The sequence below is a fragment of the Pullulanibacillus pueri genome, from assembly GCF_014639255.1.
GTDB lineage: Bacteria > Bacillota > Bacilli > Bacillales > Sporolactobacillaceae > Pullulanibacillus > Pullulanibacillus pueri.
In genome coordinates this window covers 54689-68685 of sequence record NZ_BMFV01000024.1, presented here as the reverse complement: position 1 = coordinate 68685, position 13997 = coordinate 54689, and the positions used below count along the sequence as shown (strand labels likewise).

The window sequence follows — 13997 nt, the reverse complement described above, 5'->3', positions numbered from 1 at the left end:
TTAAATCCTTTTTATTATTTCCACTGTCTACTTGACAGGGGGCACTTCATTTTTAGGTCGTCTTTTAATGGTATGTAATTGTCTATTTACCCTTTTTTAGTTCATTAATTTCAATATCCTTTTCACATTTACTGTAACTATTGCCAAAGCTCCTTGTCTTTCCATACCTAATAGACCCGAGGATTTTGAAACATTGTGCTTCAGCCATTGATTAAGTAATGCCTCTCCTTAAGTTCATCATACACAAATGAAAAATCGACAAGATCATTGATCTTACGCAACATGTTATCCTCTGGTACTATGAGATTAAAAGAGACTTAACTTTAACTGTTGTTTAGAAATCACCGTAACCACCTCTTCGCTTAGTGACTTTTATTATAAATGAAAAAATGCAGAAACCCTCAATAATATGGGGGTTTTTGCATTCTTTGTTTGTCTTCTTTAAATGAAATACACCTTCGACAAGTCAGTTGATTGAAGCGCAAAGCTCGAGACTCCTGTGGGAACAGCAGCGAGCGTTACTTCACGAATTCACTTCGAGCCGTTCCGGAGAAGCAAACGACGTAGCAATACGAGTAGGCGTAGGAACAGGAGATTTGTAAGCCTAAAGACTTGAAAAAATAGACCATTCCCAAGTGAGCTGCTGCCGTGCCTGAGGAAAGCGAGCGACCTGTAGCGTAAATCAACCTCTCAACAGTGGCCTCCCATTATAGGTGGGCGATTTTTGTTAGTTTAGATGAACATTTAGTCTTCAATCCATTCGACCATATCTATTAATTCTTTTTTTGGTGGTGTTTTAGGTTCTTGAGCTGGATAGCCAACATAAACAAATCCCAGAACAAGGCCTTCTTCTGAAACTTGAAACGCTTCTTTCATGAATTGATGATAGGAAGGTTGACCAGACCGCCATATCGCGCCTAACCCAAGATCCGTTGCGGTGAGTAAAAGGTTTTGAACGGCACAAGCGGTTGCAGCTATTTCCTCAGCAAACACCACTTTAGAGGCAGTGCCTGGCTCTAAACGGACAATGATGATGTAAGGCGCGCGTCGAGCCTTTTTCAAGCCTTTTTCGTAAGCTTCCTTTTTTTCCTCATCTGTTGCTGTTGATTCAAGTTCTTCGACGTTTATTCGCCCATAAACATCTCCGAGCTTATCTCTGCCCTTTCCAGAAAGGACCACAAATGAAAAAGGTTCTGTTCTATAATGATTCGGTGCCCACCGTGCAGACTCTAATAATTTTTCAATTAATTCACGCTTAGGGACTTCTTCAGTCACTTTTCCAATCGATCGTCGCTGCTTAATGACATCCATTAATTCCATCTTCCCACCCCTTTGGTATAATCTCTTCTCCCCTCATTATATACTTAAATGATAATCATTTTCAATGAAAAATAAGCGGCATGCAAGATAAGAGAGCCACACCATTCTGGGGATCAGAATTTTATACTTCATTTAAAAAAGGCAAATCGCACAGAGCGACTTGCCTTTTCTTTAGGTTAAAAAAATGGAGCTGTGAACAACATGATTACAATGGCGGCAATCCCTACGCCAATAGCCCAAGCACCTAACGCTTTAGCCCCTTGTTTGCGAGCAATAATGCCAATGATAATGCCCGCCGCTCCCATAATTATTGGTAAGAAGAATAGACCAATAACAGAGAGAATTAAGGCTAGCCAGCCAATTCCTGTTCCCTCATGCTCATCTACATCTGCATCCACTCGGTTAAATTCCGAACGATCAATCGCAGATTCAGCAGCATATTCCTCTTCGTAATCATCATCTACCACATTTCGCGGCGTCCCATCGAAAGAGTCTCCAACGAGAGCTTCAACATCCTCGTCGTCTCCTTCAGAATAGGCTTTGACGTCATCATTGTCTCCTTCAGAATAGGCATTAGAGACCGTATCGGATGCGTTATCTCCATACCATAATGAATTGACATGATCAACGTCACGCTCATCATAACGTGATTGATCCTTGTCAGCCAATTTGATCCCCTCGCTTTCTGTCTTAAGGATCATTATTATTTTGGCTTAACTCTCGATCAATTATTGATGTAAAACTTGGAAGCCAGGCATTAATCGGCATCTGAAATTAAAGGAAGTAGAATCTTAATCGTGGTGCCTTCACCTAAAGTACTTTGGATTTCAAAGTGACCATTATGTTCCTTTATAATCTTTTTACAGAGGGGCAATCCTATCCCCGTTCCTTTTTCTTTTGTTGTAAAGAAAGGTTTTCCAAGCTGATCAAGGACCTTTTTTTCCATGCCTGGACCATTGTCCTTTACCATAATTCCATAATAATCATCACGAACATAACCCTTGATTGAAAAAGCTCTGTCCAATTGTTCATCCTCAAAAGCTTCAATTGAATTTCTCAACAAATTAAGGATGACCTGCTTAATCATTGAACGATTAAGCAATACTTTTTTGGGCGTTTTCGCCATTTGGTAATCCAATTTGATATTTTGGAGTAAACACTCTGAGCGTATAAGCGAAACGATCGACTGAAAAAATTCATATGGATCATAAGCTTCTCTCTCAGGCGCTTTTCGAGATAGCGAAAGGAAATCGTCAATAATATCATTCATGCGATCAAGTTCCGATAATATTGTGTTATAGTATTTATCAATATTATTTGTCAACGCTGAGAGTTGTATAAATCCGCGAATTACCGATAGTGGATTTCTTAGCTCATGAGCAAACCCAGCAGCTAAATGGGAAACGGATTCCATTTGCTGTTTATAAAGTAATAACTGATCATATTCATCGGAACCGGCTCGATCATCAATAATAAAAGTAATCATATCAGTATATCCACTATATAATCCATAAACATGGTAAAGATTTTTATCATAAAGATGATATCTTTGAATGTCCTTTGAGGAGGACCTTATATCACTAGCCATTTCTTTAATAATTCTAATGACTGGTCTCCCACTTATTTTAGTGAAATCTCGATGAAAGCGACCTCCTTTTTTTAAAACATCATTATAATAAACCACGTTATTATGTTTATCTAAAATAAGCACAGCTATATTTAATGCATTAAAAACTGTTTCCGCTAGTATTTCCTTTAAGTCCGAAGAGATCTTAGCAGAGTTTACCTTAATCGGATTTGCCATCTCAACCCCTACAAGATAAAGCCCTTCATTAGCGCATTTTCCACGAAAAAGATACTCTTTTAAAGTCCCTTGTGTCTTAAGCAGAAAATTTTTTTCAATCTGTTGTTGACTTTGTGGTAACTCTTGAATCAGTTGCACAGCAGCCTTTCTATGGGACGGACTGAAATGATTATAAAAAACATCTCCATTTTCTTTAATTAACTGTTGACCATTGCGATTAGCCTGTAGAATTTCTCCATTAATTGAAACTAGAAAATGTACTTCATAAGATAAATTTTCAAAAGGATTATTATATGTATTTTCAGTTGTTATCATGGGATTGATGAAAAATGTTCCTCCCTTCCCGCTGCACTATAGCTATGGTTATATTATATCGAAGTTTTTTGTATATACATAGGTTTTCAACATGGGTTTTCTATGACAAAATTCATCAAATTTTGCCGATTTTACGAGCTTTTTATCGGATTTTGACGATATTCATCATTCCTTATTGCACATAATTCATAAAAACTAATATATATAATCACAATGGGAGGGATTATTTATGAACGGAATGATGAAACAATTGGTTAACTTAAAAATAAATTCACTTAATACACAAGAACTTATTCAACTAGGACGGAAGTATGGTCTTATTCTCAAACAACAAGAAGCTAGGCAAATCACAAGCTTAATCAAGCAACGTAAAGTTAACATCTTTGACGATTCAGAGAGAAAGCAGCTATTAAGAAAGATTGCTGAAGCGACCACCCCTCAGCTCGCACGAGAAATTGAGGTGCTCTTTTCAAAATTCACATCAAAAAAGTAAAGGAGAAGCGTCACAAGTAAAAATCTTAAGTCCGATCAAGTTCTTGCCATGCCAAAGAAGATAAATTTTTTCGATCCAATACTATAACGCCTTCGCCATCTCATCCTTTCTTATACTCATGCTCAGTACACCTGCTATTTCGAAGTATGCCCCAAATGAGCCCTAATGGCGAATGGCATTCATTTTCTTTTCTTATCTTTTCTACTTGTATGAGTTCTCTTTCTTAATAATGAAAAAAACGAGGGTTAAGACGCCTCGTTTCATTCTTGGGACATGATTTCTTCTTTTAAGTTTTCATTAAAGACTTGTTCTTTTAACATGTTAATTTCAAATTTATAAGGAGCCTTCTTATTTTTCTTATCCTCACCAACAAATGGTGTTTCCAAGATCTTTGGTAAATGAGCAAATTTTTCGTGATGGACGATGCGATTAAGCGCCTCAAAACCAATGTATCCAAAACCAATATTCTCATGACGGTCTTTTCTCGCCCCACGAGGATTTTTACTGTCGTTTACATGCACAACTTTAATGCGCTCTAAGCCTATAATCCGATCAAATTCTTCTAAAACGTCATCAAACTGGTTAACGATATCATAACCCGCATCATGGGTATGGCACGTATCAAAGCATATCGATAATTTTTCATTATGTGTGACACCATCAATGATCTTCGCTAAATGTTCAAATTGATAACCACATTCTGAGCCCTTTCCCGCCATTGTTTCTAAAGCAATTTGTACTTTATCGTCTTGAGTCAGGACTTCATTAAGACCTTCAATGATTTTACTAATCCCTTTATCTACACCCTCGCCAACATGAGCGCCTGGATGTAAGACGATTTGTTTTGCCCCGATGGCTTCAGTCCGATCAATTTCTTTTCTTAAAAAATCTACGCCTATTCGAAAGGTTTGCGGTTTGGTTGTATTTCCTATATTAATGATGTAAGGCGCATGAACAACGATATCAGCAATACCATGCTCATTCATATGTTTTAACCCTTCATCAATATTCAACTCATCGATGGGCTTTCTACGTGTATTTTGGGGGGCCCCTGTATATATCATAAATGTTGTTTCACCATAAGATGCAGCCTCTTCACTTGCACCTAGTAACATTTTGTCACCCTTCATTGAAACGTGTGAACCAATTTTCAACATGGTCATCACTCCTCTCTATGTCTATTCTACACAAGAGTATGCCCATAGGACAAGCTCCTTCCCCCTTTGGTGATAATAAGGCAGTTGTCTATCCTTTTGTCTTACACAGTATCTTCAAAAACGCATAAAATATTGTAGCTAACCATGTTCAATAGCCTGCATAAGAGCAAGCAGCGCGAACAATAAGTGAAGGAAGTGACAGAGATGTTTCCATTTCAACAAGGCGGCGCAGCTGGAGGTATGCCCCAAGTCCCCATGAATCCTATGGGAGGAGGCCCAACCTTTGGGGCTCCAGGGTTTGGTGGCGGCATGCCTCAAGGCGCCGGATCGACAGGTGGTGGGATTGGCCGACTGCTCAGTGGCTTATTTAATCGAGGAGGCGGCGCTGCCAGCGCTATTCCCACTAATATGACTGGTCCTGCTGGATTCACTCCTGGGGCTATGGGGGGAGGACTAGGACCATTGGCCAACGCTGCAACGACTGCCAGTACCGCCGCTTCAGCAGGCAGCACGACCGGTGGACTCCTTGGTACCATACAAAATATTCAAAAGGTCGTCCAGGTTGGGCAACAAATTATGCCTATGGTCCAACAGTTTGGTCCATTAGTCAAAAATGTTCCAGCGCTTATAAATATGGTCAAAACAATGAAAGCGGCGAGCGATGAAGACGATTCCGATACTACAGAAGAAGACACCACCAAGAGCACATCAGATAAAATTTCCGAATCTGAAGAGACCGAAGAAACAGCTGAATCAATTAAAACGCAAGAGACTTCTCGCGATTCATCACGAAAAGCGACAACGCACGCTTCAAGTACATCATCCCGGCGAAGAACCAGCCAAAGCATTAACCGCCCTCAAAGAGGAAAAGTAGCTAAGGGCACGACGACGATTTCCAGATCTCAAGACATTGAATACAATGAATCCGAAGACTTTAAAACGTCCAAACCAACACTTTATGTTTAATTGAATCAAGGACGTCACTGACTCGTCACCCTCCTTCATTGTATAAAAGCCCGACCTCCTTTATAATAGAGGAAGAAGGTAGCACAGAAGGAGGATTTCTTTTTATGGAAGTCATTAAGGTCGCTCCTCGCGGTTATTGTTATGGCGTAGTCGATGCTATGGTCATAGCCCGTAAAGCCGCTTTAAATAAGGAACTCCCGCGCCCTATATATATTTTAGGAATGATAGTCCACAATCATCATGTCACAGATGCTTTCGAAGAAGAAGGCGTGATTACTTTAGATGGCAAAACCCGTAAGGAACTTCTTGAAACCATAGAAAAAGGGACGATTATTTTCACAGCACATGGTGTATCCCCTGAAGTTCGCCAAATCGCAGAAAAAAAAGGACTCACAACCATCGATGCCACATGCCCAGATGTGACGAAAACCCATGATTTAATTCTTGAAAAGGAAAAAGAAGGCTATCAGGTTATCTACATTGGCAAGAAGGGGCATCCAGAGCCAGAGGGGGCTATCGGCGTAGCACCGGACATTGTTCATCTTGTGGAAACAGAAGAGGATGTACACCGTCTCGAACTGCCCGCTGATAAATTGATCATCACGAATCAGACGACCATGTCCCAATGGGATGTGCGTGACATCATGGATAAAATCAAGGAAAAATACCCTCATGCTGAGATTCATAATGAAATTTGTCATGCTACACAAACACGACAAGAAGCCATCGCTGAACAGGCGCAGGATGCTGATTTAACTATTGTTGTTGGTGATCCTCGTAGTAATAACTCAAACCGTTTGGCCCAAGTTTCTGAAGAAATTGCGGGGACTAAAGCTTATAGAATCGCTGATCTTTCCGAATTGAAGATCGAATGGCTCCAAAACGGCGTCAATAAGGTGGCTATTACGGCAGGCGCCTCTACACCAACCCAACTGACAAAAGAAGTAATTTTATTCATTGATCAATTTGACCCTAACGATCCATCAACATGGACAAAGGAATCCAAGCTTAAAAAGCAGGATATCCTGCCCAAAATTAAAATCAAGAAAAAAACAGTGAGTTAACAGTTATATAGAAAAGCGGTCAGAGATCACCGAAGAGTGACCATCTGACCGCTTTTTTTGATTTACAGTCACTTTTATAGAAAAGTAAAGGGATTCGTGTTGACTTTAGAGACCACCACTTCTGTATCGTAGCGATGCTCACTCAAAAACTGCTTAAAAAAGCGACCGACCCCTTCTTTCATCACTTTTTCTATGTAGTGCCCCGCATCAATCAAAGGCAAATCCTCTAGAATCGCATCATGACCTGTGTGATAATATATATCGCCTGTGACAAAAACGTCTGCTCCTTTTAATTTTGCCTGCTTATAAAAGGAATTACCATCGCCTCCAAGGATAGCGACCTTTTCAATTTTTCGATTTAGATCACCCACCACACGGACGCCTTCTAAGTCAAAAACTGACTTCACAACCGCAGCAAACGCTTTAAGCGTTGTGGGTTCTTGTAAGTAGCCTATTCTCCCTAACCCATGCGCCTTTCCCTTATTTTCCAAAGCGAAAAGATCATAAGCGACTTCTTCATAGGGATGAGCTTTAAGCATCGCACGTTTGACTTTATTTAATAGCGATTCAGGAACTACGGTTTCAATTTTAATCTCTTCTACTGTTTCGAGTTTTCCCGTTTGTCCAATGTAAGGCTGGGTCCCTTCTTCTGGCTTAAAGATTCCTTTGCCAGGCGTATTGAAGGAACAATGACTGTAATGACCAATCGCACCAGCTCCGGCATTCCCTAGTGCCTCACGCACGCTTTGTTCATGACTTACTGGTGTGTATACCGCTAATTTAAAAAGCCTTTCCGTCGATTTCGGAATGAGAATCTCCGTATCCTGAAGTTCCAAGGCCTCAGCTAACCAATCATTCATCCCGCCGTCTACATTGTCTAAATTGGTATGAGCATTATAAACCGCAATATCATGTTTAATACATTTTGCAATGATCTTACTTTGCCCTTCATCTGTCCTCATATTCTTAAGTGGTCGAAAAATAACAGCATGATGGGAAAAAATCAAATCCACTTCTTTTTCTATCGCCTCATCAACGACGTTTTCAAGAACATCTAAGGTGACCATAACTTTTTTTATAGGTTTATTTAATGTCCCAATTTGCAGGCCAATCTTATCCCCTTCAAAAGCTAATGATTTAGGCACCCAGGATTCAAAAGCTTGAATCAAAGTTTGCGCATGCACATGTTTTGTCATTCTGCTAACACCTCTTCAATTAAGCGAATTTCGTCATTGACCTTTTGTTTTTTGGCTTCAATCGCTTCTTCATGAGATTTTGCCTTGCTTAGTGATTCTAATATCATCAATCGTTTGTCGCGTTCTGACATCCATTTCTCCTTAAAGACCTCGGAAGCAGCTTTTCGATTAAAGGGGCCAAACCAGAGATCCTTTAGAGTTAAAGTTTTAGGACTAGCGGTCTTATGCGCCACAATGATCTCATAAATATGGCCCTCCTCTTTCAAGATGACCTCATTGATAATGTCCCACTGCTCACTTACTAACCATTCTCTTAATGTTTTCTCACCAACATTAGGTTGTAAGATCAAACAGGTATCCTCTGTTAATTTCTCTTTCCCTTTTTCTAAAATGGAACGAATGAGCTCTCCTCCCATGCCAGCGATGACAATCGTATTGATTTTATCACTTGCTTGTATAACAGAAAGGCCATCGCCTTGACGCACCTCTATTTTATCCTCTAAACGATAGGCGAGGACCGTTTCAGTGGCCGATCGATAAGGACCCTCATTAATCTCACCAGCAATTCCCTTTTTTATGAGGTTATTTAAAGCCGCATAACAAGGCAAATAAGCATGGTCAGAACCGATATCCGCTAATCGCGCGTTTTCAGGAATAAAGGTTGCAACTTTTAATAAACGTTCTGACAGAATAAGTTCTTTCACAAAATATCACCAATTTCATTTCATTTAATCTCTTCATTTCTATGATAAGTGGGAAACCCTTTTAAAGCAAACTGAATTCTTCTATTTCCACTGTCCATTTGAATTCTATGGAAAATATTGAGGCATTAAAGACCGTAGTCAATAATAAGAGGTCAAAACAAAAATCGAAAAATCATAAAAAAGCATGATTGCTATAGATTGCGACGTAACTGGTAGGTGGATCTCCGCTCCAGGTCGCTCGCTTTCCTCATGCCCACAGGACGTGGGTAGGATCGGTATTGTCACAGGACGTGACGATTTTAACCGATCGTCCTTAGTGGCCTCAGCTAACTTGGGAATGGACTATTTTGTTCCCAAGTATTTATGAATAAAAATCTCCTGTTCCTGCGTCTACTCGTACCGCTTCGCAGTCAGCTTTCTCGGAACAACTCGAAGTTTATTCGAGAAGTAACGCTGGTTGCTGTTCCCGTAGGAGTCTCCCGCCTTTCGCTCCAATCCACTTCCATGTTGTCGATGCTTTTTGCAGAAAAAATTAGGCATCTTTGCTTTTTTTAAAGGTAATTTTAACTTTAGGTGCATGAAAATCAGATCATCTTAACTAGCGGAGGAAATACACGGAGACACAAAAAATCGTAAACACCACGATTTTTCTGCGATGATTATTCTCCTAGCAGCCTTCCTTAGTCCTGCGGGAGCAGAGGCCTAGGTGAGACCCCCTAGCTCACCCCAAAAAACAAAAAGCGTTTTTCGGGGACCCCGGTATTTTGCGGAGCGCAAGGAGGCTCACCAGCCGCCCTCGGAAAGCGTAGTGTATTTCCGTAGCGGTGCTTATGTGTGGTGAGTTACGTCGCAATTTCCTTCAGCTCCGAAATTTCATAACTTAAGAAAGCAACAATAGCAGTGCTTCTTTTTGCCACGAAAAAGGCGACCACATCTCTGTGACCGCCTCGGGTTCAATTGCCCTATTTCTTTTTAGATAGCCAATCGGCTACCTTATCAACAGCATCCCCAGTAATAACATTAGCAGGCATGCCGCCTCCACCATTTTTAATTTGATTCACAATTTTGTCTTTACTAAGTTGTCCGCCAATTTTTTGTAGATTAGGTCCCATACCACCTTCAAGATTGGCGCCATGGCAAGTGGAACACTTTTGGCCATAAATCTTATCCGCTGATAGACTTGCAAGATTGGCGGTATCTCCTTTAGATGCACCGTTATTCTTGTCTGCACGTTCTTGAGCGATATTACCACCCCAGATACCAATAACAATCATTAAAATAATCGCAAGACCAGCGATCATGCCAAAAGGAACTAGTGGACTCCGTTTCATCAAACGTTCCTCCTTATGTATACGGTTTCTAGATTGTATAAGTACTATGCATTAATAGGATTAGACCACTTTAATTTTACTGTATTGTGGTCAAGAATAAAAGAGAAAACGTTCTAGTCACAAATTTGTCACTTTCTTATGAGCGTTTCTCGTAAAAAAGAGGACCTATTTCTAATATAAGGAAAAGTAACCCATGACTTTTCTTATATTAACAATAGCTTTTTCCATCTTAATCGTCAAGTTCTCCTTTTTCCCCTTCTCCATGCAAATAAAATTCACATGGCTAAACCTCTGTCCACCTTAGTTTAGCCTATTTCAACTCTTTTCATTTTATGTTACACTAGTCACATCATGATGTATGCGTTATCATGAATCACCATTCAATTTGTTTCAAACACATTAAATTTTCAGATAGTACAAAAAAATAGGTTAATTTCATTTGCAAAACCCTAAAAAAATCAGTAAAATAAAGACTAACAAATTAATTTATGGATCTTCAAGCTTCTACCGTACACTTTTCTTAACCAAAACGACTTCCCAATATCTAAAAAAGAAGCATTCCTTTTAGACGTTAATTGACCTGTAACCGTTTATATATTTTGACTTGAAATTAAAACAAAAAAGTTTACTCGCTATGTGGAGTAAACTTCCTTGTCATTATATTATGAGCTTTCCTATTCCAAAAAGTCTTTGAGTTGTTTACTACGACTAGGGTGTCTAAGCTTACGCAGTGCCTTAGCCTCAATTTGGCGAATTCTCTCCCGAGTGACTCCAAATACCTTTCCAACTTCTTCAAGAGTCCTTGTTCGACCGTCATCCAATCCAAAACGTAAACGAAGAACATTTTCTTCTCGGTCGGTCAGCGTATCAAGGACATCTTCAAGTTGCTCCTTAAGTAACTCGTAGGCTGCAGCATCCGAAGGAGCTTGAGCATCTTGGTCCTCGATAAAATCTCCAAGGTGGGAGTCATCTTCTTCGCCAATTGGTGTTTCAAGAGAAACCGGTTCTTGAGCAATCTTTAATATTTCTCGAACTTTATCAGGCGGTAACTCCATTTCTTTACCGATTTCTTCTGGCGATGGTTCACGTCCTAGGTCTTGTAACATTTGACGTTGAACACGAATAAGTTTATTAATGGTTTCTACCATATGAACTGGAATCCGAATGGTTCTGGCTTGGTCAGCAATAGCACGTGTGATCGCTTGGCGAATCCACCAGGTTGCATAAGTACTGAACTTATAACCTTTACGATAGTCAAATTTCTCAACGGCCTTGATTAAACCCATGTTTCCTTCTTGAATAAGATCTAAGAAGAGCATACCGCGTCCAACATAGCGTTTAGCGATACTTACAACAAGCCTAAGATTGGCTTCAGCTAATCTTCGTTTAGCTTCTTCGTCATCTTTTTCAATCCGCTTGGCGAGCTCTATTTCTTCTTCAGCGGAAAGTAAATCCACTCGGCCAATTTCTTTGAGATACATTCTAACAGGATCGTTGATTTTCACGCCAGGTGGTACACTTAAATCGTTGAGATCAAATTCCTCTTCTTTACTCTCAACACGAATTCCATTAGGTTCATTTCCCCCCTCAAGGACATCAATGCCTTGATCCCCTAGGAATTCGTAAAACTCATCCATTTGTTCTGAGTCTTGATCAAATGGCGCCAATTTCTCGGCGATCTCTGAATAGGTTAGCACGCCTCGCTTTTTCCCGAGCTCCACCAGTTTTTCCTTTACTTGATCAAAACTGAGTTCTTGCTCTGCTTGCTGTTTACCAGATTTTTCAGCCATTTGATCCCCCTCCTTCCAAACTCTGTTATTCCTTCAACGGTTTTCAAGCTGTTTTTTCATTGAGATAATCTCAGCGAGAATATGGGCAGCTTTGTCAAAGTCTTGGTTTCTTTCAGCGTCTTTCTTTTCTTTTTCTTTATTCTCTATTTCCACTTTCTTCGCGTGCTTATGCACTTGATCAATATAGTCGTCTATTTCCTGAGGTGAGACATCAGTATTCACTGACATCATTGCAATCTCTGTTGCAGCTGACTTGAGTTCTCGATCTTTTATCGTATGGATAAAGGTCGACACATCCGCTGATCGCCCTTCTGAATAAAACCCATATAAGTATGCCGCTAAAGCTTGATGAATATCACTATTAAACGCTCCGCCTAATCGCTCTTGAACTTGTTCGGCAACATCTGCATCGTGCATCATATGTGCCAAAAGGCGACGCTCTGCCATTTGATAAGCTGGGAATAGCGTTCTGTTTTTGGGTAATAAACGACTGTTTATCGTATTCGGTTTTGTTTGATTATGAGAATCATGTTGTTGTTTTTCATTACGATAAATTTGGTATTGCTGCTGTTTTAAAGCATCAAGGGAAATAGAAAACTCATCAGATAATTGGCGTAAATAGTGATCTCGCTCCACAGCCTTTTTTAGTTTTGCAATCTCATGTAATACTCTTTCGATATAGCGGAGCCTTTCTCCTTCATCATTTAAATTTTTTCCGTATCGAAGGTATTGCATTTTAAACGCCATAATAGTTAAACTGGCCCCTAATACATTATTTCGGAAATGTTCACCGCCATAACGATCAATGTAGTCATCGGGGTCCATACCCTGAGGCATTCTTGCTATTTTTATCGATCCATTAAAACTTTTGAGCATCTCCGCTGCTCGAAAAGCAGCTTCAGTTCCAGCCTGGTCCGAATCATAGCAAATAATAATGTTCTCCGTATTTCGTGATAATAAACTGACTTGTTCTGATGTCAAAGACGTCCCCATGGAAGCTACGGCGTTTTTGATACCTGCTTGATGAGCCTTAATGACATCAACATAGCCCTCAAACAAAATCACTTCACTTAACTGTTTAATGGTCGCCCGGGCAAGATGATAACCATATAGTATTTTACCCTTATGAAACACCTGAGATTCAGGGCTGTTCAAGTATTTAGGCTTTTGGTTGTCTAAAACCCTTCCTGCAAAAGCAACAGTTCGACCACGCTGATCATGGATCGGAAACATCACGCGGTGGCGAAAACGATCATAAAACTTGCCATCAAATTCTCGCTTTAACAATAATCCAATTTCAGCAAATTGTTCAGGAGAAAACTTCCTTTTAATTAGGAATTTAGCGGCTGTTTCCCAAGAATCTACAGCATACCCTATTTGAAACGTTTTAATAGTCTCAGGGTCGAAGTGACGTTCCTTTAAATAGCTTTGGGCTGCCCGGCCATAGCGTGAATCCAATAACAAATACTGATAAAATTTGGATAACAGTTCCATTCCATGATATAATGTCTTCGTATTATCATTCTTTAATGGATTCTGCTGGTTATAGTCCATATTAGGTAAAACAATGCCTGCTTTGTCAGCCAATAGAGCTATAGCTTCAGGAAAATCTATCCCTTCAATTTCCTGAATAAACGTAAAAATGTCGCCCCCAGCCTTACAACCAAAACAATGATACAGTTGCTTATCTTGTGACACATGGAATGAGGGTGTCCGTTCACTATGAAACGGACAAAGCCCGGTATTATCCCGCCCTTGTCTCTTCAATTGAACATATTCGCCAACAACCTCAACAATGTCCAGAGACTTTCGCACTTTTTCGATGGTTTCCTCATCGATTCTCACGATAAGCCCTCC

12 protein-coding genes are annotated in these 13997 nt (G+C 40.0%); 3 read left to right on the top strand and 9 right to left on the bottom strand.

Annotated elements, in window-relative coordinates:
- Nucleotides 1-744: 744 nt before the first annotated feature.
- From IEV91_RS14560 to IEV91_RS14550, 3 genes are all read right to left on the bottom strand, one after another.
- Nucleotides 745-1320, bottom strand: a complete 576-nt coding sequence (locus IEV91_RS14560; RefSeq protein WP_188498151.1) for a nitroreductase family protein — start codon at nt 1318-1320, stop codon at nt 745-747.
- Between the two features lie 176 nt (nt 1321-1496).
- Complete coding sequence (locus tag IEV91_RS21745; RefSeq protein WP_229745610.1) at nt 1497-1988, bottom strand: DUF4190 domain-containing protein; 492 nt, start codon at nt 1986-1988, stop codon at nt 1497-1499.
- A gap of 89 nt (nt 1989-2077) precedes the next feature.
- The gene (locus IEV91_RS14550) at nt 2078-3262 is read right to left on the bottom strand and encodes a two-component system sensor histidine kinase NtrB (protein ID WP_188498150.1); all 1185 of its coding nucleotides are present in this window, start codon (nt 3260-3262) and stop codon (nt 2078-2080) included.
- A gap of 406 nt (nt 3263-3668) precedes the next feature.
- Here IEV91_RS14550 and IEV91_RS14545 point away from each other — a divergent pair, with 406 nt between their 5' ends.
- Nucleotides 3669-3932 (top strand): DUF2624 family protein, encoded by a 264-nt coding sequence (locus tag IEV91_RS14545; RefSeq protein WP_188498149.1) that lies wholly within the window; start codon nt 3669-3671, stop codon nt 3930-3932.
- A 260-nt stretch (nt 3933-4192) separates the two neighbouring features.
- Here IEV91_RS14545 and IEV91_RS14540 read toward each other — a convergent pair whose 3' ends face one another.
- Entirely contained in the window at nt 4193-5089 is an 897-nt protein-coding gene (locus tag IEV91_RS14540; RefSeq protein ID WP_188498148.1) for a deoxyribonuclease IV, read from the bottom strand.
- 204 nt (nt 5090-5293) lie between these two features.
- Here IEV91_RS14540 and vrrA point away from each other — a divergent pair, with 204 nt between their 5' ends.
- Together vrrA and IEV91_RS14530 are read left to right on the top strand one after the other, a co-directional pair.
- Entirely contained in the window at nt 5294-6055 is a 762-nt protein-coding gene (gene vrrA / locus IEV91_RS14535) for a VrrA/YqfQ family protein (protein ID WP_188498147.1), read from the top strand.
- 104 nt (nt 6056-6159) lie between these two features.
- Entirely contained in the window at nt 6160-7119 is a 960-nt protein-coding gene (locus IEV91_RS14530) for a 4-hydroxy-3-methylbut-2-enyl diphosphate reductase (protein ID WP_188498146.1), read from the top strand.
- A gap of 74 nt (nt 7120-7193) precedes the next feature.
- Here the strand turns inward: IEV91_RS14530 and IEV91_RS14525 are convergent, their stop codons facing one another.
- From IEV91_RS14525 to dnaG, 5 genes are all read right to left on the bottom strand, one after another.
- Complete coding sequence (locus IEV91_RS14525) at nt 7194-8315, bottom strand: Nif3-like dinuclear metal center hexameric protein (RefSeq protein ID WP_188498145.1); 1122 nt, start codon at nt 8313-8315, stop codon at nt 7194-7196.
- Nucleotides 8312-9019, bottom strand: a complete 708-nt coding sequence (locus tag IEV91_RS14520) for a tRNA (adenine(22)-N(1))-methyltransferase (RefSeq protein ID WP_188498144.1) — start codon at nt 9017-9019, stop codon at nt 8312-8314. The genes IEV91_RS14525 and IEV91_RS14520 overlap by 4 nt, the downstream gene beginning before the upstream one ends.
- Nucleotides 9020-9981: 962 nt before the next feature.
- Complete coding sequence (locus IEV91_RS14515; RefSeq protein WP_188498143.1) at nt 9982-10350, bottom strand: c-type cytochrome; 369 nt, start codon at nt 10348-10350, stop codon at nt 9982-9984.
- Nucleotides 10351-11024: 674 nt separating this feature from the next.
- The gene (rpoD, locus tag IEV91_RS14510) at nt 11025-12140 is read right to left on the bottom strand and encodes an RNA polymerase sigma factor RpoD (protein WP_188498142.1); all 1116 of its coding nucleotides are present in this window, start codon (nt 12138-12140) and stop codon (nt 11025-11027) included.
- A 33-nt stretch (nt 12141-12173) separates the two neighbouring features.
- Nucleotides 12174-13985: a DNA primase gene (dnaG, locus tag IEV91_RS14505; RefSeq protein WP_308420040.1), complete on the bottom strand. Its 1812-nt coding sequence runs from the start codon at nt 13983-13985 to the stop codon at nt 12174-12176.
- Between the last annotated feature and the right edge of the window lie 12 nt (nt 13986-13997).

Bases quoted from the DNA above. Each gene is read 5' to 3' on its own strand.
- IEV91_RS14560 (WP_188498151.1), bottom strand. From the start codon at position 1,320: ATGGAATTAATGGATGTCATTAAGCAGCGACGATCGATTGGAAAAGTG.
- IEV91_RS14545 (WP_188498149.1), top strand. From the start codon at position 3,669: ATGAACGGAATGATGAAACAATTGGTTAACTTAAAAATAAATTCACTT.
- IEV91_RS14540 (WP_188498148.1), bottom strand. From the start codon at position 5,089: ATGTTGAAAATTGGTTCACACGTTTCAATGAAGGGTGACAAAATGTTA.
- vrrA (WP_188498147.1), top strand. From the start codon at position 5,294: ATGTTTCCATTTCAACAAGGCGGCGCAGCTGGAGGTATGCCCCAAGTC.
- IEV91_RS14530 (WP_188498146.1), top strand. From the start codon at position 6,160: ATGGAAGTCATTAAGGTCGCTCCTCGCGGTTATTGTTATGGCGTAGTC.
- IEV91_RS14525 (WP_188498145.1), bottom strand. From the start codon at position 8,315: ATGACAAAACATGTGCATGCGCAAACTTTGATTCAAGCTTTTGAATCC.
- IEV91_RS14515 (WP_188498143.1), bottom strand. From the start codon at position 10,350: ATGAAACGGAGTCCACTAGTTCCTTTTGGCATGATCGCTGGTCTTGCG.
- rpoD (WP_188498142.1), bottom strand. From the start codon at position 12,140: ATGGCTGAAAAATCTGGTAAACAGCAAGCAGAGCAAGAACTCAGTTTT.